At 32.1% G+C, this 23,743-nt stretch carries 34 protein-coding genes and 1 other annotated feature (1 of these 35 running past the window's edge); of the genes, 33 read left to right on the top strand and 1 reads right to left on the bottom strand.

Annotated elements, in window-relative coordinates; translation table 11 throughout:
• Positions 1 to 19 precede the first annotated feature (19 nt).
• The 31 genes from rplP (at position 20) to OREMA_RS0110975 (ending at position 18,729) form a co-directional block, all read left to right on the top strand.
• A complete protein-coding gene (gene rplP, locus OREMA_RS0111125) occupies positions 20 to 454 on the top strand; it encodes a 50S ribosomal protein L16 (RefSeq protein WP_018249349.1) in 435 nt (144 codons plus the stop codon).
• On the top strand, positions 444 to 647 hold the full coding sequence (gene rpmC / locus OREMA_RS0111120; RefSeq protein ID WP_026188977.1) for a 50S ribosomal protein L29: 204 nt from the start codon (positions 444 to 446) through the stop codon (positions 645 to 647). Before rplP ends, rpmC begins: the two co-directional genes overlap by 11 nt.
• A gap of 19 nt (positions 648 to 666) precedes the next feature.
• Positions 667 to 924, top strand: coding sequence for a 30S ribosomal protein S17 (gene rpsQ, locus OREMA_RS0111115; RefSeq protein ID WP_018249347.1), 258 nt, complete (start codon positions 667 to 669; stop codon positions 922 to 924).
• Between the two features lie 27 nt (positions 925 to 951).
• Entirely contained in the window at positions 952 to 1,320 is a 369-nt protein-coding gene (rplN, locus tag OREMA_RS0111110) for a 50S ribosomal protein L14 (protein WP_018249346.1), read from the top strand.
• Between the two features lie 33 nt (positions 1,321 to 1,353).
• Positions 1,354 to 1,680, top strand: a complete 327-nt coding sequence (rplX, locus tag OREMA_RS0111105) for a 50S ribosomal protein L24 (RefSeq protein ID WP_018249345.1) — start codon at positions 1,354 to 1,356, stop codon at positions 1,678 to 1,680.
• 23 nt (positions 1,681 to 1,703) lie between these two features.
• Positions 1,704 to 2,246, top strand: a complete 543-nt coding sequence (gene rplE, locus OREMA_RS0111100) for a 50S ribosomal protein L5 (RefSeq protein ID WP_026188976.1) — start codon at positions 1,704 to 1,706, stop codon at positions 2,244 to 2,246.
• A 16-nt stretch (positions 2,247 to 2,262) separates the two neighbouring features.
• A complete protein-coding gene (locus tag OREMA_RS0111095) occupies positions 2,263 to 2,448 on the top strand; it encodes a type Z 30S ribosomal protein S14 (RefSeq protein WP_018249343.1) in 186 nt (61 codons plus the stop codon).
• A 38-nt stretch (positions 2,449 to 2,486) separates the two neighbouring features.
• Positions 2,487 to 2,885, top strand: a complete 399-nt coding sequence (gene rpsH, locus OREMA_RS0111090) for a 30S ribosomal protein S8 (protein ID WP_018249342.1) — start codon at positions 2,487 to 2,489, stop codon at positions 2,883 to 2,885.
• Between the two features lie 28 nt (positions 2,886 to 2,913).
• Complete coding sequence (rplF, locus tag OREMA_RS0111085; RefSeq protein ID WP_018249341.1) at positions 2,914 to 3,444, top strand: 50S ribosomal protein L6; 531 nt, start codon at positions 2,914 to 2,916, stop codon at positions 3,442 to 3,444.
• A 29-nt stretch (positions 3,445 to 3,473) separates the two neighbouring features.
• Complete coding sequence (rplR, locus tag OREMA_RS0111080) at positions 3,474 to 3,839, top strand: 50S ribosomal protein L18 (RefSeq protein ID WP_018249340.1); 366 nt, start codon at positions 3,474 to 3,476, stop codon at positions 3,837 to 3,839.
• A 27-nt stretch (positions 3,840 to 3,866) separates the two neighbouring features.
• Entirely contained in the window at positions 3,867 to 4,370 is a 504-nt protein-coding gene (rpsE, locus tag OREMA_RS0111075; RefSeq protein ID WP_018249339.1) for a 30S ribosomal protein S5, read from the top strand.
• 40 nt (positions 4,371 to 4,410) lie between these two features.
• The gene (gene rplO / locus OREMA_RS0111070) at positions 4,411 to 4,854 is read left to right on the top strand and encodes a 50S ribosomal protein L15 (protein WP_018249338.1); all 444 of its coding nucleotides are present in this window, start codon (positions 4,411 to 4,413) and stop codon (positions 4,852 to 4,854) included.
• Between the two features lie 4 nt (positions 4,855 to 4,858).
• A complete protein-coding gene (secY, locus tag OREMA_RS0111065) occupies positions 4,859 to 6,118 on the top strand; it encodes a preprotein translocase subunit SecY (RefSeq protein ID WP_018249337.1) in 1,260 nt (419 codons plus the stop codon).
• A gap of 19 nt (positions 6,119 to 6,137) precedes the next feature.
• Positions 6,138 to 6,788, top strand: a complete 651-nt coding sequence (locus OREMA_RS0111060) for an adenylate kinase (RefSeq protein WP_018249336.1) — start codon at positions 6,138 to 6,140, stop codon at positions 6,786 to 6,788.
• A 433-nt stretch (positions 6,789 to 7,221) separates the two neighbouring features.
• Positions 7,222 to 7,443: a translation initiation factor IF-1 gene (gene infA, locus OREMA_RS0111055; RefSeq protein WP_018249335.1), complete on the top strand. Its 222-nt coding sequence runs from the start codon at positions 7,222 to 7,224 to the stop codon at positions 7,441 to 7,443.
• Positions 7,444 to 7,470: 27 nt separating this feature from the next.
• The gene (rpmJ, locus tag OREMA_RS0111050; RefSeq protein ID WP_013277182.1) at positions 7,471 to 7,584 is read left to right on the top strand and encodes a 50S ribosomal protein L36; all 114 of its coding nucleotides are present in this window, start codon (positions 7,471 to 7,473) and stop codon (positions 7,582 to 7,584) included.
• 33 nt (positions 7,585 to 7,617) lie between these two features.
• Entirely contained in the window at positions 7,618 to 7,980 is a 363-nt protein-coding gene (gene rpsM, locus OREMA_RS0111045; RefSeq protein ID WP_018249334.1) for a 30S ribosomal protein S13, read from the top strand.
• Positions 7,981 to 7,999: 19 nt separating this feature from the next.
• Positions 8,000 to 8,386, top strand: a complete 387-nt coding sequence (gene rpsK / locus OREMA_RS0111040; protein ID WP_018249333.1) for a 30S ribosomal protein S11 — start codon at positions 8,000 to 8,002, stop codon at positions 8,384 to 8,386.
• A 78-nt stretch (positions 8,387 to 8,464) separates the two neighbouring features.
• Positions 8,465 to 9,094, top strand: a complete 630-nt coding sequence (gene rpsD / locus OREMA_RS0111035) for a 30S ribosomal protein S4 (RefSeq protein WP_018249332.1) — start codon at positions 8,465 to 8,467, stop codon at positions 9,092 to 9,094.
• Positions 9,095 to 9,208: 114 nt separating this feature from the next.
• Complete coding sequence (locus tag OREMA_RS0111030) at positions 9,209 to 10,150, top strand: DNA-directed RNA polymerase subunit alpha (protein WP_018249331.1); 942 nt, start codon at positions 9,209 to 9,211, stop codon at positions 10,148 to 10,150.
• 34 nt (positions 10,151 to 10,184) lie between these two features.
• Positions 10,185 to 10,526, top strand: a complete 342-nt coding sequence (gene rplQ, locus OREMA_RS0111025) for a 50S ribosomal protein L17 (protein ID WP_018249330.1) — start codon at positions 10,185 to 10,187, stop codon at positions 10,524 to 10,526.
• Between the two features lie 136 nt (positions 10,527 to 10,662).
• Complete coding sequence (locus OREMA_RS0111020) at positions 10,663 to 11,523, top strand: energy-coupling factor transporter ATPase (RefSeq protein ID WP_018249329.1); 861 nt, start codon at positions 10,663 to 10,665, stop codon at positions 11,521 to 11,523.
• Complete coding sequence (locus tag OREMA_RS0111015) at positions 11,508 to 12,374, top strand: energy-coupling factor transporter ATPase (RefSeq protein WP_018249328.1); 867 nt, start codon at positions 11,508 to 11,510, stop codon at positions 12,372 to 12,374. The genes OREMA_RS0111020 and OREMA_RS0111015 overlap by 16 nt, the downstream gene beginning before the upstream one ends.
• Positions 12,364 to 13,158, top strand: a complete 795-nt coding sequence (locus OREMA_RS0111010; protein WP_018249327.1) for an energy-coupling factor transporter transmembrane component T family protein — start codon at positions 12,364 to 12,366, stop codon at positions 13,156 to 13,158. Before OREMA_RS0111015 ends, OREMA_RS0111010 begins: the two co-directional genes overlap by 11 nt.
• Before the next feature lie 13 nt (positions 13,159 to 13,171).
• Positions 13,172 to 13,906 (top strand): tRNA pseudouridine(38-40) synthase TruA, encoded by a 735-nt coding sequence (gene truA / locus OREMA_RS0111005; RefSeq protein ID WP_018249326.1) that lies wholly within the window; start codon positions 13,172 to 13,174, stop codon positions 13,904 to 13,906.
• A gap of 134 nt (positions 13,907 to 14,040) precedes the next feature.
• On the top strand, positions 14,041 to 14,469 hold the full coding sequence (rplM, locus tag OREMA_RS0111000; protein WP_018249325.1) for a 50S ribosomal protein L13: 429 nt from the start codon (positions 14,041 to 14,043) through the stop codon (positions 14,467 to 14,469).
• 21 nt (positions 14,470 to 14,490) lie between these two features.
• Positions 14,491 to 14,886, top strand: coding sequence for a 30S ribosomal protein S9 (gene rpsI, locus OREMA_RS0110995; protein ID WP_018249324.1), 396 nt, complete (start codon positions 14,491 to 14,493; stop codon positions 14,884 to 14,886).
• Between the two features lie 103 nt (positions 14,887 to 14,989).
• The gene (locus OREMA_RS0110990) at positions 14,990 to 16,054 is read left to right on the top strand and encodes an alanine/ornithine racemase family PLP-dependent enzyme (RefSeq protein WP_018249323.1); all 1,065 of its coding nucleotides are present in this window, start codon (positions 14,990 to 14,992) and stop codon (positions 16,052 to 16,054) included.
• Between the two features lie 2 nt (positions 16,055 to 16,056).
• On the top strand, positions 16,057 to 16,950 hold the full coding sequence (rocF, locus tag OREMA_RS0110985; protein WP_018249322.1) for an arginase: 894 nt from the start codon (positions 16,057 to 16,059) through the stop codon (positions 16,948 to 16,950).
• A 41-nt stretch (positions 16,951 to 16,991) separates the two neighbouring features.
• The gene (gene amrA / locus OREMA_RS0110980) at positions 16,992 to 18,401 is read left to right on the top strand and encodes an AmmeMemoRadiSam system protein A (RefSeq protein WP_018249321.1); all 1,410 of its coding nucleotides are present in this window, start codon (positions 16,992 to 16,994) and stop codon (positions 18,399 to 18,401) included.
• Positions 18,402 to 18,531: 130 nt separating this feature from the next.
• Complete coding sequence (locus tag OREMA_RS0110975) at positions 18,532 to 18,729, top strand: hypothetical protein (protein ID WP_018249320.1); 198 nt, start codon at positions 18,532 to 18,534, stop codon at positions 18,727 to 18,729.
• Between the two features lie 110 nt (positions 18,730 to 18,839).
• Here OREMA_RS0110975 and OREMA_RS0110970 read toward each other — a convergent pair whose 3' ends face one another.
• Positions 18,840 to 19,568, bottom strand: a complete 729-nt coding sequence (locus tag OREMA_RS0110970; RefSeq protein ID WP_018249319.1) for a CPBP family intramembrane glutamic endopeptidase — start codon at positions 19,566 to 19,568, stop codon at positions 18,840 to 18,842.
• Positions 19,569 to 20,006: 438 nt separating this feature from the next.
• On the opposite strand from OREMA_RS0110970, the gene ilvD reads away from it, so the two are divergent.
• Positions 20,007 to 21,665: a dihydroxy-acid dehydratase gene (gene ilvD, locus OREMA_RS0110965; protein WP_018249318.1), complete on the top strand. Its 1,659-nt coding sequence runs from the start codon at positions 20,007 to 20,009 to the stop codon at positions 21,663 to 21,665.
• A gap of 249 nt (positions 21,666 to 21,914) precedes the next feature.
• Entirely contained in the window at positions 21,915 to 23,285 is a 1,371-nt protein-coding gene (locus OREMA_RS0110960; RefSeq protein ID WP_018249317.1) for an O-antigen ligase family protein, read from the top strand.
• Positions 23,286 to 23,542: 257 nt separating this feature from the next.
• Positions 23,543 to 23,743, top strand: a binding site (T-box leader) (it continues 93 nt past the right edge of the window).

The raw sequence follows: 23,743 nt of genomic DNA, 5'->3' as shown, positions 1-23,743 counted from the left end.
TAGAAAGGGGGCAAATCAAATGCTAATACCAAAGCGTGTTAAACACAGAAAGCAGCATCGTGGACGGATGAAAGGTAAAGCTCAAAGGGGTAACAAAGTTACTTTTGGTGATTATGGTTTACAAGCTTTAGAACCTGCTTGGATTAACAATCGTCAGATTGAAGCAGCAAGAATTGCTATTACACGTAAAATAAAACGTGGAGGTAAGGTTTGGATTAATATCTTCCCTGATAAACCTGTAACTGCTAAACCTGCTGAAACAAGAATGGGTAGTGGTAAAGGAGCTCCAGAACATTGGGTTGCTGTTGTAAAACCTGGTCGTGTAATGTTTGAACTTGGTGGTGTTGATGAAGAACTTGCTCGAGATGCTATGAGACTGGCGGCACATAAACTACCTATCAAAACTAAATTTGTAAAACGGGAAGAAATGGATGGTGAAAGCAGTGAAAGCTAAGGAATTAAGAAACTTAACTAACGAAGAGTTAGAGCAAAAGTTAGATGAACTAAAAGAAGAGCTATTTAACTTACGTTTTCAGAATGCTACTGTTCAGTTAGATAACCCAGTACGAATTCGTGAAGTTAAACGATCAATAGCTCGTGTTAAGACTATTTTAAATGAACGTGAACTTGGTATTAATCAAGCGTAATTGAGAGGAGGTATAGTGTATGACTGAGCGTAGTGATCAAAAAGAGAGAGTGGGAATAGTTGTTAGTGACAAAATGGATAAGACTGTTGTTGTTGCTGTAGAAAGAAAAACACAACATCCTCTATATAAACGTGTAATTACTAGAACATCTAAGTTCAAAGCTCATGATGAGAGTAATGAGTGTAGAGAGGGAGATAAGGTAAAAATTATTGAAACTCGTCCAATTAGTAAACATAAGAATTGGGCAGTTAAAGAAATCGTTGAAAGAGCTGAATAGTTTTCTAATTGAAAGGAGGTCCTTAAAGTGATTCAACAAGAATCCAGATTGAAAGTAGCAGATAACACAGGAGCTAGAGAATTACTTTGTATTAAAGTATTAGGTGGTTCTAAGAAAAGATATGCTTCTATTGGTGATATTATTGTTGCTACAGTTAAAGAAGCTATCCCTAATGGTATGGTTAAAAAGGGTGATGTTGTAAAAGCTGTTATTGTACGGACTAAAAATGAAACTAGAAGAAAAGATGGTTCATATATTAGTTTTGATGAAAATGCAGCTGTAATTATTGATAAGAATAATGAACCTAAAGGAACACGTATCTTTGGACCAATTGCTCGTGAATTGAGAGATAACAACTTTACAAGAATTATTTCTTTAGCACCTGAGGTACTTTAATTAAAGCTTTAGATAAGAAAGGAGGCAATTGGGATGTCTAAATCTAAGTTACATGTAAAGAAAGGCGACAAAGTAAAAGTTATAGCTGGAAAAGATAAAGGGAAAGAAGGGGAAATTCTAAAATCTTTTCCTAAAGCAAGTCGTGTAATCGTTAAAGGTGTTAATATTATTAAAAAACATGTAAGACCGACTCAAGATAATCCACAAGGCGGAATTGTAGAAAAAGAGGCACCTATTCATAGTTCTAATGTAATGTTAGTATGCGAAAAGTGCGGAGATGCTTCTAGAGCTGGTAAAAAAGTTTTAGATAGCGGTGAAAAAGTTCGTTTCTGCAAAAGCTGTGGAGAAGATATAGATTAATTGCTGTTAAGAAAGGAGGGAAAATAATGTCACTATTAAAAGAAAAGTATAATAAAGATATTGTACCTGCTATGATGGAAAAGTTTAATTATAGTAATGTTATGGAAGTTCCTAAATTGAAAAAAGTAGTTCTAAACATGGGAATTGGAGAAGCTGCTGAAAATGCTAAGTTATTAGATGAAGCTGTTGAATTTCTTCAAACTATTACAGGTCAATCCCCTGTAATTACTAGAGCTAAAAAATCAGTTGCTAATTTTAAAATTAGAGAGGGAATGCCAGTAGGTTGCAAAGTTACTCTTCGTGGAGAAGAAATGTATGAATTTTTATATAAATTAATCAATGTTGCTTTGCCACGTGTTCGTGACTTTAGAGGTATTTCTGGTAAAGCTTTTGACGGACGAGGTAACTATTCTCTAGGGTTAAATAACCATACTGTTTTTCCAGAAATCAAAATTGATGATGTTGATAAGATTCTTGGAATGGACATTGTTATTGTAACTAGTGCGGAAAATGATGAAGAAGCTAAAGAGTTGTTATCTTTAATGAATATGCCGTTTAAAAAGTAATTAAGGAGGGGAAATAGTGGCTAGAAAGGCTAAAGTAGAAAAGGCAAATCGTACACCTAAATACTCTACTCGCCAAGAGCATAGATGTCGTAAATGTGGACGTCCACATGGTGTGATTAGAAAATTTGAATTATGTAGAGTATGCTTTAGAGAATTAGCTCATGCAGGAAAATTGCCAGGTGTTAAAAAAGCTAGTTGGTAAGATTAAATAACGTTTTAATTTGAAAGGGGGTACGTAAAGTGAATATTACTGATCCTATTGCTGATATGTTAACTAGAGTTAGAAATGCTAATAATATTTCTAGAACAGAAGTAGAAATACCTGCTTCTAATGTTAAGGAAGAAATTGCACGGGTTTTAAGTGAAGAAGGTTTTGTTAAAGGTTATAAAAGAGTTGACAATGGTCCACAAGGTACAATAAAAGTATTCTTAAAGTATGGAGATAATGGTGAAAAGGTTATTACTGGTATTAAAAGAATCAGTAAGCCAGGTTTAAGAGTTTATGCTAATAAAGAAGAAGTTCCTAAGGTATTAGGTGGATTAGGTGTTGCTATTATTTCAACTTCTAACGGAGTAATGACAGATAAAGATGCTCGTAAAGCTGGTATTGGTGGAGAAGTTATCTGTTATGTTTGGTAATTTTTAAGTAAAAGAGGAGGTGTGAACTATGTCTCGAATTGGACATAATCCAGTTGAGATTCCTGAGAAAGTTAATGTTACTGTAGATAATAATGCTGTAAAGGTTAAAGGGCCAAAAGGTGAATTAGAAGAAACTGTTAGTCCAAGAATGGATATTAAAATAGAGGATAATCAAGTTACAGTAAATAGACCTACTGATTCTAAAGCGGATAGATCTATGCATGGGTTAACTCGTAGTTTAATTCTTAATATGATTCAAGGTGTTACTGAAGGATTTAAGAAAGAATTAGAGTTGAATGGTGTAGGTTATCGTGCGCTTAAAAAGGGAAGTAATTTAGAATTGCAAGTTGGATATTCTCACCCTGTTCTTATTGAAGCAATAGAGGGAATCGAATTTGAAGTAGATAAGAATAAGATTATTGTAAAAGGTGTTAATAAACAATTAGTAGGGCAAGTAGCTGCTAATATTAGAGCTGTTAGAAAGCCAGAACCTTATAAAGGTAAAGGGATTAAGTATGTTGATGAACACATTAGACGTAAAGAAGGTAAGACTGGTTAATAGTAGTATCTGATAAAGGAGGGAAGACCATGAGTAAATTAAGCAAAAGAGAAGCTAGATCAAGAAGACATAAAAGAATTCGTAATAAAGTTCAAGGTACTCCAAGTAGGCCTAGACTAAATGTATCCAGAAGTCTTCAACATATCTACGCTCAAGTTATTGATGATTTTGCTGGAGAAACTCTAGTATCTGCTTCTACTGTTGATAAAGAAATTAGCGAAAAAGTAGAAAACAGTGGAAATATAGAAGCTGCTAAAATAGTTGGTGAGTATATCGCTAAAAGAGCTTTAGATAAAGGAATTGAAACAGTTGTATTTGATCGTGGAGGATATGACTATCATGGAAGAATAAAAGCTTTAGCTGAAGCAGCTCGAGATAATGGATTGAAATTTTAATAATTTTTATAAAAAGGAGGGATAATGATGAGCAAAATAATTGACCCTAGTAAATTAGATTTAGAAGAGCGCGTTGTTAATATTAATCGTGTAACTAAGGTAGTTAAGGGTGGACGTAGATTTAGTTTTAGTGCATTAGTGGTAGTTGGTGACGGAAATGGTCATGTTGGTGCTGCAATTGGAAAAGCTAATGAGGTACCAAGTTCTATTCATAAAGCTATTGATGCTGCTAAAAAGAATCTAATTAAGGTTCCTTTGAAAGATACAACTATTCCTCATCAGATTAATGGTATCTTTGGTGCTGGTAATGTTCTTCTAAAACCTGCTTCTGAGGGTACTGGAGTAATTGCTGGAGGTCCTGTTCGTGCAGTTGTAGAATTAGCAGGAATAAAAGATATTTTAACAAAATCTTTAGGATCTAATAACCCAATTAATATGGTTCGAGCTACTATTACAGGTTTAAGTGAACTAAAAAATGCTGAAAATGTTGCTAAATTAAGAGGTAAATCTGTTGAAGAATTATTAGGATAGTATTATAAATTATTTTTAGGTTGCTAAGGAGGTGAAGGTAATGAAGTTACATGATTTAAAACCAGCTGAAGGGTCCAAAAAGAACCGAAAAAGAGTTGGTAGAGGAATTGGTTCTGGAAAAGGGAAAACTTCTGGAAAAGGTCATAAAGGTCAAAATGCTCGTTCAGGTGGTGGTGTAAGACCTCTATTTGAGGGTGGTCAAACTCCTTTGTTCAGAAGATTACCTAAGCGTGGATTCTCTAATGCTAGATTTGCAAAAGAATATTCTATTATTAATGTCAAAGATCTTAATCGTTTTGACAATGATACTGAGGTTTCTGTAGAAGTTTTGAAAGAGTCTGGTTTAATTGATAATGTTAAAGATGGAATTAAAGTATTAGGAGATGGTACTTTAGAAAAATCCTTAACAGTTAAAGCACATAAATTTACTAAATCTGCAGTTGAAAAAATTGAAGCTGCTGGAGGAAAGGTAGAGGTGATATAATAAAATGCTATCAGCTCTAAGTAATGCGCTAAAAGTTAAAGAGTTGAGAAAAAAGATTTTCTTTGTCTTAGCTATGATTGCTGTTTACCGTATTGGTGCTCATATTCCAGTCCCTGGTATTAACCCTGAAGCATTGCAAAAGTTATTTACAGGAGCAGGTGTTTTAGGGTTTTTAGACATGTTTGCAGGTGGGGCTTTAAAGAATTTTACTATATTTGCTATGAGTATTAGTCCTTATATAACTGCGTCTATTATTATGCAGTTATTAACCGTTGCTATCCCCAAATTAGAAGAACTTGCTAAGCAAGGTGGGGAAGGAAGAAAGATAATAACTAAGTACACTCGATATGCAACAGTGGTTTTAGGTATTATCCAAGGTACAGGTATTACTTTAATGATTAGAAATTATGGTGCTATTTCTAATCCATCATTCTTTAATTTAGCCACTATTGTGATTACTTTAACTGCAGGTACAGTTTTTCTAATGTGGTTAGGTGAGCAAATTACAGACAAAGGGATTGGAAATGGAATATCAATAATTATTTTTGCTTCTATTGTTTCACGTTTTCCAACAGGAGTTATTCAAGCGATTAGTAAATTAAGTGCAGGAACAATTAATATTTTTAATCTCCTAATTTTTGTAGTAATTGCAGTAATAGTTATTGCGTTAGTTATTTATATACAAGAAGGTCAAAGAAAGATTCCGGTACGTTATTCTAAAAGAGTGGTAGGGCGTAAAGTGTATGGAGGACAGTCAACTCATATACCGTTGAAGGTAAATCAAGCGGGAGTAATTCCTGTAATTTTTGCTTCATCTGTTCTACTATTTCCAGCTACGATTGCCCAGTTTATACAACAAAGTTGGGCTCAATCTATAGCTAATGCTTTGTCTCCAGGATCTATATTATATATAATTTTATTCTCACTATTAATTATCTTCTTTACTTACTTCTATACAGCAATTCAATTTAATCCAATTGAAATAGCTGATAATATGAAGAAGCATGGTGGTTTTATTCCAGGACGCCGTCCAGGTAGACCAACTGCTGAGTATCTAGATAAGATCTTAACCCGAATTACTTTGGCTGGGGCAATCTTCTTAGCTTTAATTGCTGTTTTGCCTAATTTTGTAATTGAGCTTACAAAAATACAAGTAAGGTTCGGAGGAACAGCTTTATTGATCGTAGTAGGAGTTGCTTTACAAACTATGCAACAAATTGAAACCTACTTATTATCTAGACATTATGAAGGGTTTATGAAGTAGTTTATAGGGAGTGATATCAATGAATTTAATATTACTTGGGCCTCCGGGAGCTGGTAAAGGGACTCAAGCTGTTCGAATAGAGGAAACCTATCAAATTCCTCATATTTCTACTGGTGATATATTCCGTAAGGCTATAAAAGATAAGACTGAATTAGGGAAAAAAGCAAAAGAGTATATTGATCAAGGACAATTAGTCCCAGATACAGTTACTAACGGTATAGTTAGAGAGAGATTAAGCAATGAAGATTGTAAAGAAGGATTCATATTAGATGGTTTTCCTAGAACAGTAAACCAAGCTGATGCTTTAAGTTCTATTTTAGAAGAATTAAATCTTTCTTTAAATGCTGTTATCAATATTAGAGTTAGCGATGAAGAAGTTATCAATAGATTATCTGGAAGAAGAATTTGTAAGTCTTGTGGTGCTTCTTTTCATATTAAATTTAATCCACCAGCTAAACCAGGTGAGTGTGATGAGTGTGGTGGAGATTTATATCAAAGGGAAGATGATAATCCACAGACTATAAAAGAAAGATTAAATGTTTATTCTAAAAAAACATCTCCATTAATTAATTATTATGAAGAACGAAAATTATTAAAAACAATAAATGGAGAACAAGGTTTAGATGAAGTGTTTGAAGAAATCAACAGATTTCTCGATACAATTAAATAGAAATTTGATGATTACTGAATTTTAAAATAAGAGTTTAAAGCTATTAGTACATATAGCTAATAGGGATTAATTTTAAATTTGTCAACATAACTATAAAAATAGGGCTCCTATATTGAGCCCTAGTTGATAAATTTTATATTAATCTAAGTATACTTTTATAAAATGAGATTTAGTTTATCATTTAGAGAAAAATATTTAAAAGATTTATCTTGATATTGAGGACCTAATTTTATTTGATGATGGTTGGGCTGTATTGGACATGAACAGTAAGCTATCACCCCATTTTAAGATGAATTTATTAAAGAAGCTTAGGGTCCTCGTATTTTAAATTGAACTTTAATTGTATAAAATATTATTTTTGTGATATAATTTTATATTGAGATAAGAAAGTGGAATAATGTGTAAATCACTTAGAGGGGGTTAAAGATAATCAATGGCAAAAGAAGAAGCTATTGAAGTTGAAGGTACTGTGATTGAACCATTGCCAAATGCTAAATTTCGTGTTGAATTAGAAAATGGTCATAAAGTATTGGCTCACGTGTCAGGAAAGATGAGAATGAACTTTATTCGAATCTTACCAGGAGATAAGGTAACTGTTGAATTGTCACCTTATGATTTAAGTCGAGGGCGAATTACTTATCGTCATAAATCTTAATTAAAGCAAGATAGAAGGAGGGTTAACATGAAAGTTCGACCATCAGTAAAACCTATTTGCGATAAATGTAAAGTGGTTCGTCGTAAAGGGAGAGTTTATGTTATTTGTGAAAACCCTAAGCATAAACAACGTCAAGGTTAAATTTAATTATATTTAAATAGGAGGTGTAAATTTATGGCACGGATTGAAGGTGTTGATTTACCAAGAAATAAAAGAGTTGTAATTGGATTGACTTATATTTATGGAATCGGACGATCAACTGCTGAAGAAATTATTGAGCAAACTGGAATTGATCCTGATACAAGAGTACGTGATTTAACTGAAGGTGAGGTAGCTAAGTTACGTCAAGTTATTGATGAAAATCATCTTGTTGAAGGTGAATTAAGACGTGAAGTAAGAGGGAATATTAAGAGATTAAAGGATATTGGATCTTACAGAGGATTAAGACACAGAAGAGGATTACCTGTTCGTGGGCAAAACACTAAAAATAATGCTCGAACTAGAAAAGGTAAAAAGAAAGCTGTAGGAAGAAAATAATAAAAAGAGGAGGGATATCATGGCGCGTAGAAAGAGAAAGAAGAAAAAGAAAAAGCTTAATGTGCAAAGAGGTCAAGCACATATTAGATCTACGTTTAATAATACAATAATTACTTTGACAGATGCCAAGGGGAATACACTTTCTTGGTCAAGTGCAGGTAATTTAGGTTTTGAAGGTTCTCGTAAGAGTACTCCTTATGCTGCTCAAATGGCTGCTGATAATGCAGCTAAAGAAGCAATGGAGTATGGGTTGAAAGAGGTTGAAGTATTTGTTAAGGGACCGGGAGCAGGAAGAGAAGCAGCTATTCGTGCATTACAAGCAGCTGGGTTAGAGGTAACTTTAATTAAAGATGTAACGCCTATTCCTCATAATGGCTGTCGTCCACCAAAACGTCGTAGAGTATAATTTATTGAATTTTGAGTGAAATGGATAATGGATAATAGATAATAAGATAATGATATAAACTTGGAGGTGTCGGAAAATATGGCAAGATACACTGGACCTGTTTGTCGTCAATGTAGGCAAGAAGGGGAAAAGTTATTCTTGAAAGGTGAGAGATGTTATACAGATAAGTGTGCTATTGAACGTCGCTCTTATGGTCCTGGTGATCAAGGAAGAGGTAGACGTAGAAAGCTATCTGAGTATGGTTTGCAGTTAAGAGAGAAGCAGAAAGTTAGAAAGATTTATGGTGTTTTAGAAAATCAATTTAGAAGTTATTTTGAGCAAGCTGAAAAGAAACCAGGAATTACTGGTGAAAACTTCTTAAAAGTATTAGAAAGAAGATTAGATAATGTTGTATATAGATTAGGTTTTGCTACTTCTAGAAATGAATCAAGACAATTTGTAAGACATGGTCATATTTTAGTTAATGGTAAAAGGGTTAATATTCCTTCTTATCTAGTAGACGAAAATGATGTGATTACTGTAAAAGAAAGTAGTAAAGATCTTAAAAGATTAAAAGAAGTTATTGAATTAAATGCTGATAAAGCAACTCCTTCTTGGTTACAAGTTAGTTTAGAGAAGAAAGAAGGAAAAGTATTATCAGATCCTATCAGAGAAGAAATAGATATTCCAATTAACGAACAGTTAATTGTAGAGTTCTACTCTAGATAATAGTGGTTTAATTGTGGTTCTTTTGAACCACTTTGCTACTTTTAAATTAATCAAGTTATCACCCTCAGTTAAACTTATTGAAACCTTGTGCTAACAAAAGGAGGGTTTAAGTTAATGATCGAAATTGAAAAACCGACTATTGAGCGTGTTGAATCTACAGATACTTATGGGAAGTTTATAATTACTCCTTTGGAAAGAGGATATGGTATTACTTTAGGTAATTCCTTAAGAAGGATCATGCTTTCATCTTTACCAGGAGCAGCAATAACTTCGGTAAAAATTGAAGGAGTGCGCCATGAGTTTTCTACTGTCACAGGAGTGGTAGAAGATGTGGCAGATATTATCTTGAATTTAAAAGATGTAATTATTAAGATGAATGAAGAAGAAGCACAAACTTTAAGAATTGAAGCAAGTGGTGAAGGTCAAGTAACTGCTGGTGATTTTACTGTTAGTGGTGATATAGAAATCCTTAACCCTGACCATCATATTGCTACATTATCAGATGAGGGAGATCTTATTTTAGAAGCTGTTATAGAACGCGGAAGAGGTTATAAAACGGCAGAAGAGAATAAGGATGAGGAACATGTTATAGGTGTAATTCCTATTGATTCTGATTTTTCTCCTATTAAAAGAGTTAATTTTAATGTAGAAGATACTCGTGTAGGAAAAAGAACTGATTTAGATAAGCTAACTTTAGAGGTTACTACTGATGGTAGTACTGATCCTGAAGAAGCTATCAGTTTAGCTGGAAAGGTATTAGCAGAACACTTAGATTTATTCATTAATCTTAGTGAAGAAATCAATAATGTAGATATTATGGTTGAAAAAGAGGAAGAAAAGAAGGATAAAATTCTAGAAACAACTATTGAAGAATTAGATTTATCTGTTCGATCCTCTAATTGCCTAAAGAGAGCAGGAATTAATACAGTAGAAGAATTAACTAGCACATCAGAAGAAGAATTGATGAAAGTTAGAAATTTAGGTAAGAAGTCCTTACTAGAAATCAAAGCTAAAATAGCTGAACTTGACTTATCTTTAGGAAAACCTGAATTATAAGAACTATTAAATACAAAATGAGGAGGGGATGGTTATGGCTCAGCGTAAATTAGGTCGTAAGAGTGCACCAAGAAAAGCTTTATTGATTAGTTTAACTAATGCTTTAATTAAGAGCGAAAGAATTGAAACTACAGAGCCAAAAGCTAAAGAAGTAAGAAGCTTTGCTGAAAAGTTAATAACTAAAGCTAAAAAAGGTACTCAACATGCGCGTAGACAAGTAATGGGTACTCTTCAAGATAGAGATTCTGTAGAAATTTTATTTGATGAGATTGCTCCTCGATTCGCTGAACGTCAAGGAGGATATACTAGAATTATTAAAGTAGGTCCAAGACGCGGTGATGCAGCAGCAATGGCTATATTAGAATTGGTAGAATAATAAAATTGTAATAGATCTTATTATTTTACATTACTCTATTAGTCTTTAAAATAAGACTTTACTAAAAAAATATAATTAACTAAACAGCCATAATTAACTTAGAGATACTGGACGTGAATTTATTCGTCCGGTATAAATGGCTGTTTTTTTATATCAGGCTGGTGAAAAAATGCAATTGATCAAGGTTGAAGATCTTTACTATAGATATAATAATAGTAATGACTGGGTTCTTAATGGTGTTGATTTAGAAGTTGAAGAAGGAGAATTTTTAGTTATTGTAGGGCATAATGGTTCAGGTAAATCAACTTTAGCTAAAATGTTAAATGGTCTGTTAGTACCAGATAAAGGTATAGTAAAAGTTATGGATAATCAGACTGCTAACCATGATGAGATTTGGGATATTAGACAGCAAGTGGGGATGGTATTTCAAAATCCTGATAATCAACTAGTAGCCAATATAGTAGAAGAAGATGTAGCTTTTGGGCCAGAAAATTTAGGTTTAGAATCTCAAAAAATAAGAGAGCGAGTTGCTGAAGCATTAAAAGCTGTTGGTATGGAAGATTTTAGACGGTATGCCCCTCATAATTTATCGGGAGGGCAGAAACAAAGGGTTGCTATTGCTGGGATACTGGCTATGCACCCTAAGTGTCTAGTGTTAGATGAACCTACAGCTATGTTAGATCCAGTTGGAAGAAATAGTGTTATGTCAGCTGTACAGAGATTAAATAAAGAGTTAGGAATGACAGTGATTCATATAACACATTTTATGACTGAAGCTATTAAGGCTGATAGAATTATTGTAATGGATCAAGGAAAGATAGCGTTAGAGGGAACTCCTGAAGAATTATTTAGTCAAGTAGATAGAATAAAAAGATATCATTTAGATGTACCGCAAGTTACAGAACTAGCTTTTCAATTACAAAAAGAAGGTCTAGATATACCATCTGATATTTTTAATGTAGATAGGTTGGTGGAAGAATTATGTTGCTTCAAGTAAAGAACTTGAGTCATACTTATGATCCAGATATTAAATCTAATAATTACACCTTAAAAGATATTAATTTTGAAGTTCAAAAGGGTGAGTTTATTGGATTGATAGGCCACACTGGGTCAGGAAAATCTACTTTAGTCCAGACATTAAATGCTTTGATTCATCCGACTAAAGGGGAGATCATAATTGATGGTCAAGATATTACTAAAATTAAAAACCTTAAAGAAATCAGAAAAAAGGTTGGCCTTGTCTTTCAATATCCAGAGCATCAATTATTTGAGGAAAATATTGCTGCAGATGTGTCCTTTGGTCCTAAAAATTTGGGTTTAAATGAGGATGAGGTTGATAGAAGAGTGAAACAAGCTTTAGAATGGGTTAATTTAGATTATGAAGAATTTAAAGATAGATCTCCTTTTAGGCTTTCAGGGGGGCAACAAAGAAGAGTTGCTATAGCTGGGGTGTTGGCTATGGAGCCGGAAATTTTGATTTTAGATGAACCTACAGCAGGTTTAGATCCTAAAGCTAGAGTTGAATTAATTAATGAAATTGTTAATCTAAAGGAGAAGTTTGGCTTAACAATTATATTAATTTCTCATCGGATGGAAGAGATAGCGCAGTTAGCTGATAGAATATTAGTTTTAGAAAGTGGGAGGTTAGTTTTAGAGGGATCACCTAGCTATGTTTTTGATCATGACAGTTTTCTTGAGGAAATTGGTTTAGGTATTCCCCAAATTACTAGTGTTATGAAAAGATTAAAGAAAAAATTAAAATTATCAGATATGAGAACTGATATATTTACTATTGAAGATGCTAAGCAAGAAATACTAAAAGTAAAGAGGGTAAAAGATGTTAGATGATATTATGATAGGTCAATATATTGAGAAGGATTCACTAGTTCATAATCTTGATCCTAGAGTGAAGATATTAATTATACTTTTTTTTATATTTGCTATATTTTTGATTAATAGTTTTTATGGATATCTTGTTTTAGCTGCGTTTATTTTGATGACAGTTTTTCTTTCTAAAATTAATTTAAAATATATTTTAAAAAGTATTAGGCCATTGCTCTTTATTATATTATTTACATTAGTTATTCATATATTTATGACAAAGGGTGGTAGAATACTTTGGCAATGGAAGTTTTTATCCATTGAAGAAGAAGGGCTACGATTGGGGCTTTTTATGTCTTTAAGATTAATCTTCTTAATTACTTTTACTTCTTTATTAACACTAACAACATCACCTCTGGAATTAACCGATGGATTAGAAAGAATGTTAAATCCTTTTAAAAAGATTGGTCTTCCTGCTCATGAATTGGCAATGATGATGACTATAGCTTTACGATTTATTCCAACCTTATTAGAAGAGGCTAAGAAGATAATGAAAGCTCAAAAAGCTAGAGGAGCTGATTTTGAGGGTGGAAATTTAGTACAGAAAGCTAAGAGTTTAATCCCTTTATTAGTCCCGCTTTTTGTAAATGCTTTTCGTAGAGCCGATGACTTAGCTTTAGCAATGGAAGCAAGATGTTATCGAGGTGGAGAAAATCGTAGTAGAATGAATGTCTTGTTTTTAACTAGAAAAGATTATATAGTAACATTTATTAGTATTGTTTATTTGCTTTTAATAGCTATCCTTCTATGATGGAGTGAATTAAATGAGGAATTTAAAATGTATTGTTGCTTATGATGGAAGTAATTATCATGGTTTTCAACGTCAAGATAATGCTATAACAGTCCAAGAAGTTATTGAAAATGCAATAAAAAGATTAATTAAGCAGGATGTTAAGATTATAGGAGCTAGTAGAACAGATTCGAAAGTACATGCACGAGGACAAGTATTTAATTTTAACTTAGACTCTTCGATTCCTACTGAAAGATTTTCTTTAGCGTTAAATACTAAATTGCCTGATGATGTTGTAATACTAGATGCTTGTGAAATGAATAATAATTTTCATGCTCGTTATAATACTAAAGATAAATTATATAAATATCAAATATATAACAACAAATATCCGTCTCCATTTTACCGAAATTATGCATATCATATTTATAATGAATTAGATTTATTAAAGATGGAAGAAGGATTAAAATATTTAATTGGAGAGCATGATTTTACATCTTTTCGATCGTCTGGCTGCAATGCTCAAAGTCCAATTCGTAAAATTTTTGATATAAATATGGAATATAAGGAAGATCTTATAGTTTTAAATATCCATGGTAATGGATTTTTGTATAATATGGTACGTATTATTGTAGGTACTTTGGTTCGAGTAGGCTTGGGTAAGATAAGGCCTAAAGAGGTTAGAGATATATTACTATCTAAAGATAGAAAGAAGGCTGGACCTACAGCACCTGCTCATGGATTGATTTTAGAGAAAATTAACTATTAAATAAAATATTAAAAAACCTTGACACTATATATTAGTTATAATAAAATAGACCTATGATTGTGTTTGTCACTTAATACTGGCGCCCCGGTCAGTGTGAGTTAATAATATAAATAAAGTTACAAGGAGGGAAGAAAATGAGCACTTATATGGCTAGACCAAAAGATATCAATCGTGAATGGTTTGTGGTTGATATGGATGGAAAAACATTAGGACGTGTAGCTACAGAGATTGCTAAAGTACTACAAGGAAAACATAAACCTATGTATACTCCACATATAGATACAGGAGATTATGTAATTGTAGTTAATGCAGAAAAGCTTCATTTAACAGGAAAGAAATTAGAACAAAAGATGTATCATAAACATTCTAGATACCCAGGAGGATTAAAGTCAACTCCTTATGGTGAGTTATTAGAAAAAGAACCTGAAAAGGTTGTAGAACTTGCAGTGAAAAGAATGTTACCTAAAAATAAATTAGGACGTCAAATGTTTAAAAAACTAAAAGTTTATGCTGGTGCTGAGCATCCACATACAGCTCAACAGCCTAAAGAATTAGAATTATAATAACGGAAGGAGGAGATTTTGGTGGCAGCAGAAGTTGAATACTTAGGTACTGGACGGAGAAAAAATTCAGTTGCTAGAGTTAGATTATTACCAGGTGATGGTAAGATTGTTGTTAATAATAAGCCTTTATCTGAATACTTTGGTAGAGATGTTTTAGAGCAAATCGTAAAACAACCTTTAGAAGTAACAGAAACTTTAGGAGAATTTGATATAGTTGTTAATGTTAATGGTGGAGGAACTTCAGGACAAGCTGGAGCTATTCGCCATGGTATTGCACGTGCATTACTAGAAACAGAAGGTGACTATAGAGATGTACTTAAAAAGGCTGGTTTCTTAACTAGAGATCCAAGAATGAAAGAGCGTAAAAAATATGGACGTAAGAAAGCTCGTAAGAAGCCACAATTCTCTAAAAGATAAATTATATTTACCACAAAAGGAAGGGTTTTCTACTCTTCCTTTTTTTATTTTGAACTAGAATATTTATTTTCAAAAGTTATATTTAGAATCATTGGAGGTAATTATGGCACTAAATCCTAGAATTGAAATCAATCTAAGTAAAATAAACTATAATGCTAGCCAAATCGTTAAATTTTCACATGAAAAAGGAATTCAAATTTGGGGAGTAACAAAAGGAGTTAGGGCTAACCTAGAGGTAGCTAAGTCTATGTTATCAGGTGGAGTGGTAGGTTTAGCTGATTCAAGGTTAAGTAATCTAGAGAGATTAAAGAAATTAGGTTGTCCATTAATGTTAATAAGAATTCCAATGTTAAGTGAAATTCAAAAGGTAGTAGAATTAGTTGATATTAGTCTAAATTCTGAGTTAAAGGTAATTGAAGAATTAAATAAAGTAGCTAAGAGTATGAATAAGGTTCATAATGTAATCCTAATGATTGATTTAGGTGATAGAAGGGAAGGGGTATTACCTAAAGATACACTGAAAATAGCTGATAAGATTAATAAGCTTTCTAATATTAAGTTAGTGGGAGTAGGAAGTAATTTAGCTTGTTTTAGGGGGATACTACCTAATGAATATAATATGATGAAATTAATGAATTTAGTTAAAAATATAAGAAAAGAAATTAAAATAGAGTTACCTATTATTTCAGCTGGGAATAGTAGTTCATTACCTTTATTAATTAATGAGGACTATATTCCAATTGCTAATCAACTGAGAGTTGGAGAGACTATTTTACTAGGTCGGGAAGTAGGAAGTGGAGATAAATTTCCCTTAACAAGAATAGATACAGTTAAACTAGTGGCAGAAGTAATAGAACTAAAAGATAAACCAACTTTGCTAAGAGATGAAGAATCAAAAGAGGAGCTTATTAAAAATAATGATAAAGAGATTATAAAAAGAGGAATATTAGGAATTGGTAAGCAGGATATAGTTCCAGAAGGACTATTTCCTATGAATCAGAAAATAACTATTGAAGGGGCAAGTAGCGATCATTTAATTGTGGACCTTAGCTGTGTAGAAAATATTAATTTAGGAGATGAAATAGAGTTTAGATTAAGTTATGAAGCTTTATTACAAGCAATGACATCACCATATGTTAATAAGATTTGTTATAAAGAGGAGGAATAGTATTGAAAGTAAAGGTATTAGGTGTTCCTTCAGATTTTGGCGCTAATCGTCGTGGTGTTGATATGGGACCTAGTGCAATTCGTTATGCGGGTTTAATTGATAAATTAAAAGAATTAAAGATAAAAGTTGAAGATATTAGTAATATTAATATTCCTATTACAAGGTCAGATACATCAAAGTGTCAAAAATTGAAGTGTTTAGATGAGATAGTAGTTAGCTGTGAAGTTTTATCAAATACTGTTAGTGAGGTAGTAAGTGATGGCTATTTCCCGATCGTTTTAGGTGGAGACCACAGTATTGCTATTGGAAGTGTGGCGGGAGTTTCTAGAGTAAAAGAGAGTATAGGGTTGATTTGGATAGATGCTCATGGTGATTTTAATACTCATAAGACAAGCAATAGTGGAAATATTCATGGGATGCCACTGTCGGCAATAGTTGGTAAGGGGGTTGATGAATTAGTTAATTGTGGTGGTTTTTCTCCTAAAGTCAAAGAAGAGAATACAGTATTAGTAGGTGTAAGAGATTTAGATGAGGGAGAAAAGAGGTTGTTAAAAGAATCCAAGTTAACAATTTTCACAATGGATGATATAGATAGAAAAGGAATGTATCAAATTATGAAAGAAGCAATAAGAATAAGTAGTAAAGATGTAGAGGGTGTACATCTTAGTTTTGATATTGATGTATTAGATCCATTGGAAGCTCCAGGTGTAGGGACTCCTGTTAAAGGAGGAATTAGTTATCGTGAAGCTCATTTAGCTTTAGAGATGCTATCTGAGAATGAAATTTTAACTTCTTTAGATTTAGTTGAAGTAAATCCGATTTTAGATCAGTATAATAAAACTGCAGAGTTAGCAGTAGAACTTATTTTATCTGCTTTAGGGAAAAGAATATTGTAAATTGAAATAATAATTATTAATTAAGTTAGGGAGTGATAAATATGAATGGAGTCGTTTTTGCAGCTTTATCGCCACATCCTCCAGTTTTGATTCCTGAGATAGGTACAGAGGAGTTAGCGTATATTAATAAAACTAAATCTAGCATGCAAAAGGTGGCTAATCAGATTAAAAAAATTGATCCAGATATGATTGTAACTATTAGTCCTCATGGGCCAGTTTTTTCTGATGCAATTAGTATATTAAGTAGTAAAGAATTAATAGGTGATTTTGCGAATTTTGGAAGAAGTGATATTAAGTTAAAGTATGAATTAGAGGAGAAATTCACAAGTAAATTAGCTGTAGCTGCTAACAGTCAGGATATTGTGACTGCCAGAATTGATAAAGCAACTGCTCGGAAATTAGAAGTTAAAATGGAATTAGATCATGGTGTTTTAGTTCCAATGTATTATTTAGAAAAAGCTGGAATACATAAACCGCTAGTTCCAATTACAATAGGAATGCTATCTTACGAAGAGTTATATACTTTTGGTAAAATAATTCAGCTAGTAGCAGAGAATTTAGACTATAAAGTTGCTATAATAGCTAGTGGTGATCTTTCCCATAGATTAACCTCAGATGCACCTGGAGGCTTTAATCCTAAAGGGGAAGTCTTTGATAATAAATTAGTTAAGAATCTAGATAATATGGAATTTGAAAAGATATTTGATTTAGATAAATCTTTAATCACTCAAGCAGGTGAGTGTGGATTAAGACCTATTATGATTATGTTAGGGGCTTTAGATAGGTTAGATGTAGATGGAGGAGTATTATCTTATGAAGGTCCTTTTGGAGTCGGATATGCTGTAGCTAACTATCAGATTACTGGTAAAACAGATGAAGAAGGTTTATTAGATAAAATAAATAAAAAAAGAAAAGAGAAGTTACTAGAGGTTAGAGAAAATGAAAGTGAAGTTGTGAAATTAGCTCGTCAAGCTGTTGAGGAATATATTAAGAATAGAAATATCATAGATCCTCCTTCTAAGATAGATCCTGAGTTGGCCGATAGAGCAGGAGTATTTGTTTCTATCTATAAGAATGGTAATTTGAGAGGGTGCATTGGAACTACTAATCCTACTCAAGCTAACATATCTCGAGAGATCATTAAAAATTCCCTTAGTGCTGCTTTTGAGGACCCGAGATTTGAACCCGTTAATCTGAATGAGATAGATGAGTTAACTTATTCTGTAGATATTTTGGGAGAAGCAGAGATTATAGAGAATATTGAATCATTGAACCCTAATAAATATGGAGTTATTGTTAGAAAGGGTGAAAGAGCTGGATTATTATTACCAAATTTAGAAGGTGTAGATAATGTTAAAAAGCAAGTGGAAATAGCTAAGAGAAAAGCTGGAATTTCAAAAGAGGATAATGATATAGAGTTAATGAGATTTACAGTTACTAGATATAACTAAGTTCAATTGACAATGTAGAATTGATAATTTACAATTAATCAAAAATTAAAGGAATAAAATAAGCTAAGTTTTTTCAAAAGCAACTTTTATTACATAAGAAGAGATTGTTTTTAGTAATCAAGAATGAGGGTTGATAAATTTTTACTCTGAATTTAATTATCACTTTTCAACTATATTAGAGGTTACTACCTTATTGATTCCTGGATTAAATAATAGTGAAGAGGAGATTGAAGAGCTAGTAGATTGGATTGCTACTTTGGATACTAGTATTCCTCTTCATTTTTCCAAATATTTTCCCAAGTATCAATTAGATATCCTCAACTCCTAACCCCTAGAGCCTAACACCGACAAACTGTGGCAATATTCCTATTAACCGCTATTATTGAAATCAAACTAATACAGTGTATTTAATATAATAAATCTAAAGAAAAAAAGGATCTAAAATGGCCATTTCTCAAAAGAGAATAAATATAAACTTAAACTTGCTTGATAAGTAGCTTGAAATATTACTGAGGTTATTAAAGAATCTGTTTTTTCATATAAATATGTAGTAATAAATCCTATAAGAAAATGAAGTAGAATAGAAGTTAATCTGATATCTAAATAACTAAAAGTATAATATAGGATACTAATTATAGAACCAATAATTACCCCATATTCTTCTTTGAAGTAATACTGTATAAAACCTCTATAGAATAATTCTTTACTGAAAGCAGGTATTAGATAGCAGATGAATAGAAGTATGAAATAAATTAAACTTTGGTTGAAACTATTAACATCTTTAATATAAATTAAGGGTGTTATTTTACTATTAGTTATAGTTAAATTAATTATAATAGCACCTGATAGAAGAAATAAACTTATATTTATTGCTAAAGAGGTATTAGCGATAAAGTTCTTGAAGTTAATTCCTAATTCATGAAAAGAAAGATTATAAATCATAGTAGTCCAATATAGCAAAAAAGATATAAATAGACTATGGCCAATAATCTTAAAAATTAATATATAGATATTGTTAAGTAAGGGGATATCAAAAGCAACATAAAGCTGAAAGAATATAATTAAAAAATTAATTAGGTACCAGATTAATTGGGCTTTTAATATCTCTTTTAAATAAGAAGGAATATATGCTTCTTTTTCTTTGCTTGCTTGTTCTTCTGTACACATTATTGTATCCTCCTGCTTAGTAAGTATATATACTTACATTCTCTTTATGTAAATTTTTTCCTGCTAAGTTTTTATTTTGATTTTGGATTTTACATATAAGTTTTAGTGATACTTATAATTTATTTAGGGTAGTTTATATCTTTTAATATTTATTGCTTGCTGATTAGATTTTTGTTAGAATAGAATTAAAATATTAAATTTAGCTTCTGGCTACTTGCTTCTAGTTTCTGGTTATAAGATAATAAGCTAGCGTAAAGGTAACGAAAGAAACTCTATTTATGAGCCGCAGATTCACGCCGATAAAATGCGGATTAAGAAACAAACACATTAGTGATTATTAATGGGTTAGAGTTAGTTATAGTTGTTTTATACTTTCTTGAGCATTTAGCCAGTAGCTAGCAGTTAAAAGCTAGTAGCTAATGATAAGGAGGAGAGAAGATGAGAAGTAAGAATGTAACTACGAAAGTTGATAAAGCACCTCAAAGATCTTTATTTAAAGCAATGGGATTAACAGATGAAGAATTGGATAATCCGTTAGTAGGAGTTTGTAATTCAGTAAATGAGTTAATTCCAGGTCATACTGACTTAGATAAGATAGCTGATGCCGCTAAAGCTGGGATTAGAATGGCTGGAGGAACTCCACTGGAATTTGGAGCAATCGGTGTCTGTGATGGGATAGCAATGGGACATGAAGGGATGCATTATTCCTTGGCAAGTAGAGAGATAATAGCTGATTCAGTAGAGACTATGGCAAGAGCTCATGCTTTAGATGCCCTAGTTTTAATTCCTAACTGTGATAAAATCGTACCTGGAATGTTGATGGCAGCTGCTAGGTTAAATATCCCAACAGTTGTAGTCAGTGGGGGAGCAATGTTAGCAGGAAGACATAAGGGGAAGGATATAGACTTAAATACTGTATTTGAAAGTGTAGCATCATATAAAGTAGATAAGATATCCGAAGCTGAGTTATTAGAAGTAGAGAATAGTGCTTGTCAGACTTGTGGTTCTTGTTCTGGAATGTTTACAGCCAATTCAATGAATTGTTTAACAGAAGTTCTAGGATTAGGTCTGCCTGGTAATGGTACAATCCCTGCAGTTTATGCTGATAGAATTAGATTAGCCAAATATGCTGGAATTCAAGTAATGGAGATGTTTGAAAAGGATATCAAGCCTTTAGATATATTAACAGAAGAGTCTTTTGATAATGCTTTGAAGGTAGATATGGCTTTAGGTTGTTCGACAAATACAGCTTTACATTTACCAGCAATTGCTTATGAAGCAGGTATAGATTTTAATTTAGAATCAATTAATAAAGTTAAGAAAGAAGTTCCTCATATCTGTAGTTTGGCTCCAGCAGGTAGTCATCATATTCAAGACTTACATGAGGCAGGAGGAATTCCAGCAGTGATGAAGGTCTTAAGTGAAGAAGGAATACTTAATGAAGATTTAATTACTGTTACAGGAAAGACTATTAAAGATAATTTAGTAAATGCTAAGGTATTAGATACAAATGTAATCAGGGATTTTTCCACTGCATATCATGCGGAAGGTGGATTATCATTTTTAAAAGGTAATCTAGCTCCTGATGGTTCTGTGGTTAAACAAGCTGCAGTAGCTGATGAGATGTTAGTTCATGAAGGACCAGCTAGGGTATTTGACTCAGGGCCAGAAGCTGTAGAGTCTATTCATGCAGGTGAAATTAAATCAGGTGATGTAGTTGTAATTAGGTACGAGGGCCCTAAGGGAGGTCCAGGGATGAGAGAAATGTTAACTCCTACCTCAGCAATTGCAGGAGTTGGTTTAGATAAAGAGGTAGCTTTGATTACCGATGGACGTTTTTCAGGAGCTACTAGAGGGGCTGCCATTGGTCATGTATCCCCAGAAGCAATGGAAGGTGGTCCAATGGCTATTGTTGAAGAAGGAGATATCATTCAAATCGATATTCCAAATGGTAAATTGAATCTCAAGTTAAGTGATGATGAGATTCAAGCACGATTAGAAAAATGGAAGGCTCCAGAACCTAAGATTAAGACGGGATATTTATCTCGTTATGCTAGATTAGTTACTTCAGCTAGTACAGGGGCAGTATTTAAATAGATATATAATAAAGTTGGAGACTAAAAGTCTCCAACTTTATTATATATGCTAGTGTATAATTGATTGATAGTCGTATAAAATTTATGCATATTTTCATTTTATTCCCTTTAATCTGTGACTAGAGGAAAGATGTTATATAAAAGTATTCTCTGATCCAAAATAATACTATATATTTATTTTTATCAATTAGAAGGATAATTAAATTAATTATAGAAATAATTAGTATTGTAATAATAAGGAGGAAGATTAATGCTTTTAAATAATTTCGAGGAAAAATTAGATTTAGTTAATTTAGGATTATTTATTTTAGCGATTGCAGCAGTACCATTAATTTATTTATCTTATACTCTCATACCCTTTGATTTTGCGTTTTATGAGCTAGATGGTGAAACTGTTATACATATTTTTAAAGATACAGTAAGCGAACCTAAAATATATACTTTGTTAATAATAGAGCTAATAATGCTATTAAACATATATCTCAAAATCAAATTTAGTCAATTTAAAGTTAAATGGAAAAAGGTTTACTTATCTTTAATTACTTTTTTATCTTTAATATTTATATCAGTTTTATTATCTCCTTATAAGATTACAGCAATTTATGGTAAGAGTTTGCGTAGTGAAGGCTTATTAGCTTGGCTTGCTTATGTAATTATCTTTTTTTTGGCAATTAATGTGGTTGATAGTAAGAAAAAAATAAAGAAGGTAACACAATATTTATTAGCTTCTGCTACTATAATATCAATTTATGGGATTTTACAGTATTATGGTATAGATCCTTTAACTGACCCTCACAAAATAAAGCATGGGTTTAGGGCATTTTCTACTTTAGGTAATCCTGATTTTGCAGGAAGTTATATTGCTATGTTGTTTCCCTTTTCTTTTATTCTTTATTTTTATGCTAAGAATAAAAATGAGGTGTTAATTTTAGGGGCAATGACAACTCTATTTTATGGGATGTTAATTGCTACTGGAACAAGAAGTGCTTATTTAGGAGTTATAGTTGTTGCTATCTTAATATTGTATTTAATTTTTGGGGAAATAGCTATTAAAAAGAAACGTCTGCTTTATTTATTAATTCTTTTAATTTGTGTAACATTTATTTTTAATGTAACTCATGATAGTTATTTTTCAAAAAGGTTATTAAGTATATTTTCAGATGGAGTTACATTATTAAAGGGTAATGAAAGTGAAATTGATAAAGTTGGTTCATTGAGAATGTTTATATACAAGACTTCTATGCCATTATTATCTAAGAATCCACTGTTTGGTAGTGGTCCAGACACGTATCATTTAGTTTTTCCTTTAGAAAAGTATTCTGAATATGTTGGTAAAAATCAAGTTTTGGATAAAGCGCATTGTGAATATTTGCAAATGGCTATTACTATGGGAATTCCGGCTCTATTAGCTTATTTATGGTTTTTATCTAAAGTTCTTATAATAAATTTTAGGGTTGTGATAAAAAGAGACAAATATCAATTAGCATTTCTGGTTGCAATAGTTAGTTATTTAATCCAAGCAACGTTTAATATTAGTGTTGTTTCTGTAGCTCCTGTCTTCTGGGCTATAATGGGATTGAGTATATCACGAAGTAGATATTTAAGGAAAATAGATAATTAAGTTAGAATAAAGTTCTTGACAAATCTAAAAATCTTACATATACTATTTATTAAATAAAATATAAATTAAAAGTAGTGATAGGGAATAAAATAATTTCTTTAATTACAGAGAATCGGGGTAGCTGAGAACCGAGAATTAAAGTGTTATTTTTCTCACCCTTGAACTGTAAAGCTGAAAAGAATAAATTATTTTTGATCAATTTCTTGACAAAGTATAAGTTATAAATTATAATTTATAACAACAAATAAAGAAATGAACAAAAGGCTATGAAAGGGAAAGTAAATAGTTTAGATTCTGTCTTTAGCGAACTGGGTTGGTGAAAGCCAGTATAGAATACACTATTGAAAATCACCCTAGAGCTGCAAACTGAAAGAATATTCTAAGTAAGTTTTGCCGGGACTCTAAGATTATTTAGAGGACAGTACCCGTTACCATGTACTGGAGTATAGATCATACTT

Source organism: Orenia marismortui DSM 5156, assembly GCF_000379025.1.
Lineage (GTDB): Bacteria > Bacillota > Halanaerobiia > Halobacteroidales > Halobacteroidaceae > Orenia > Orenia marismortui.
Note: the sequence above shows the minus strand (reverse complement) of the source record. Positions and strands in the feature narration are given on the sequence as shown.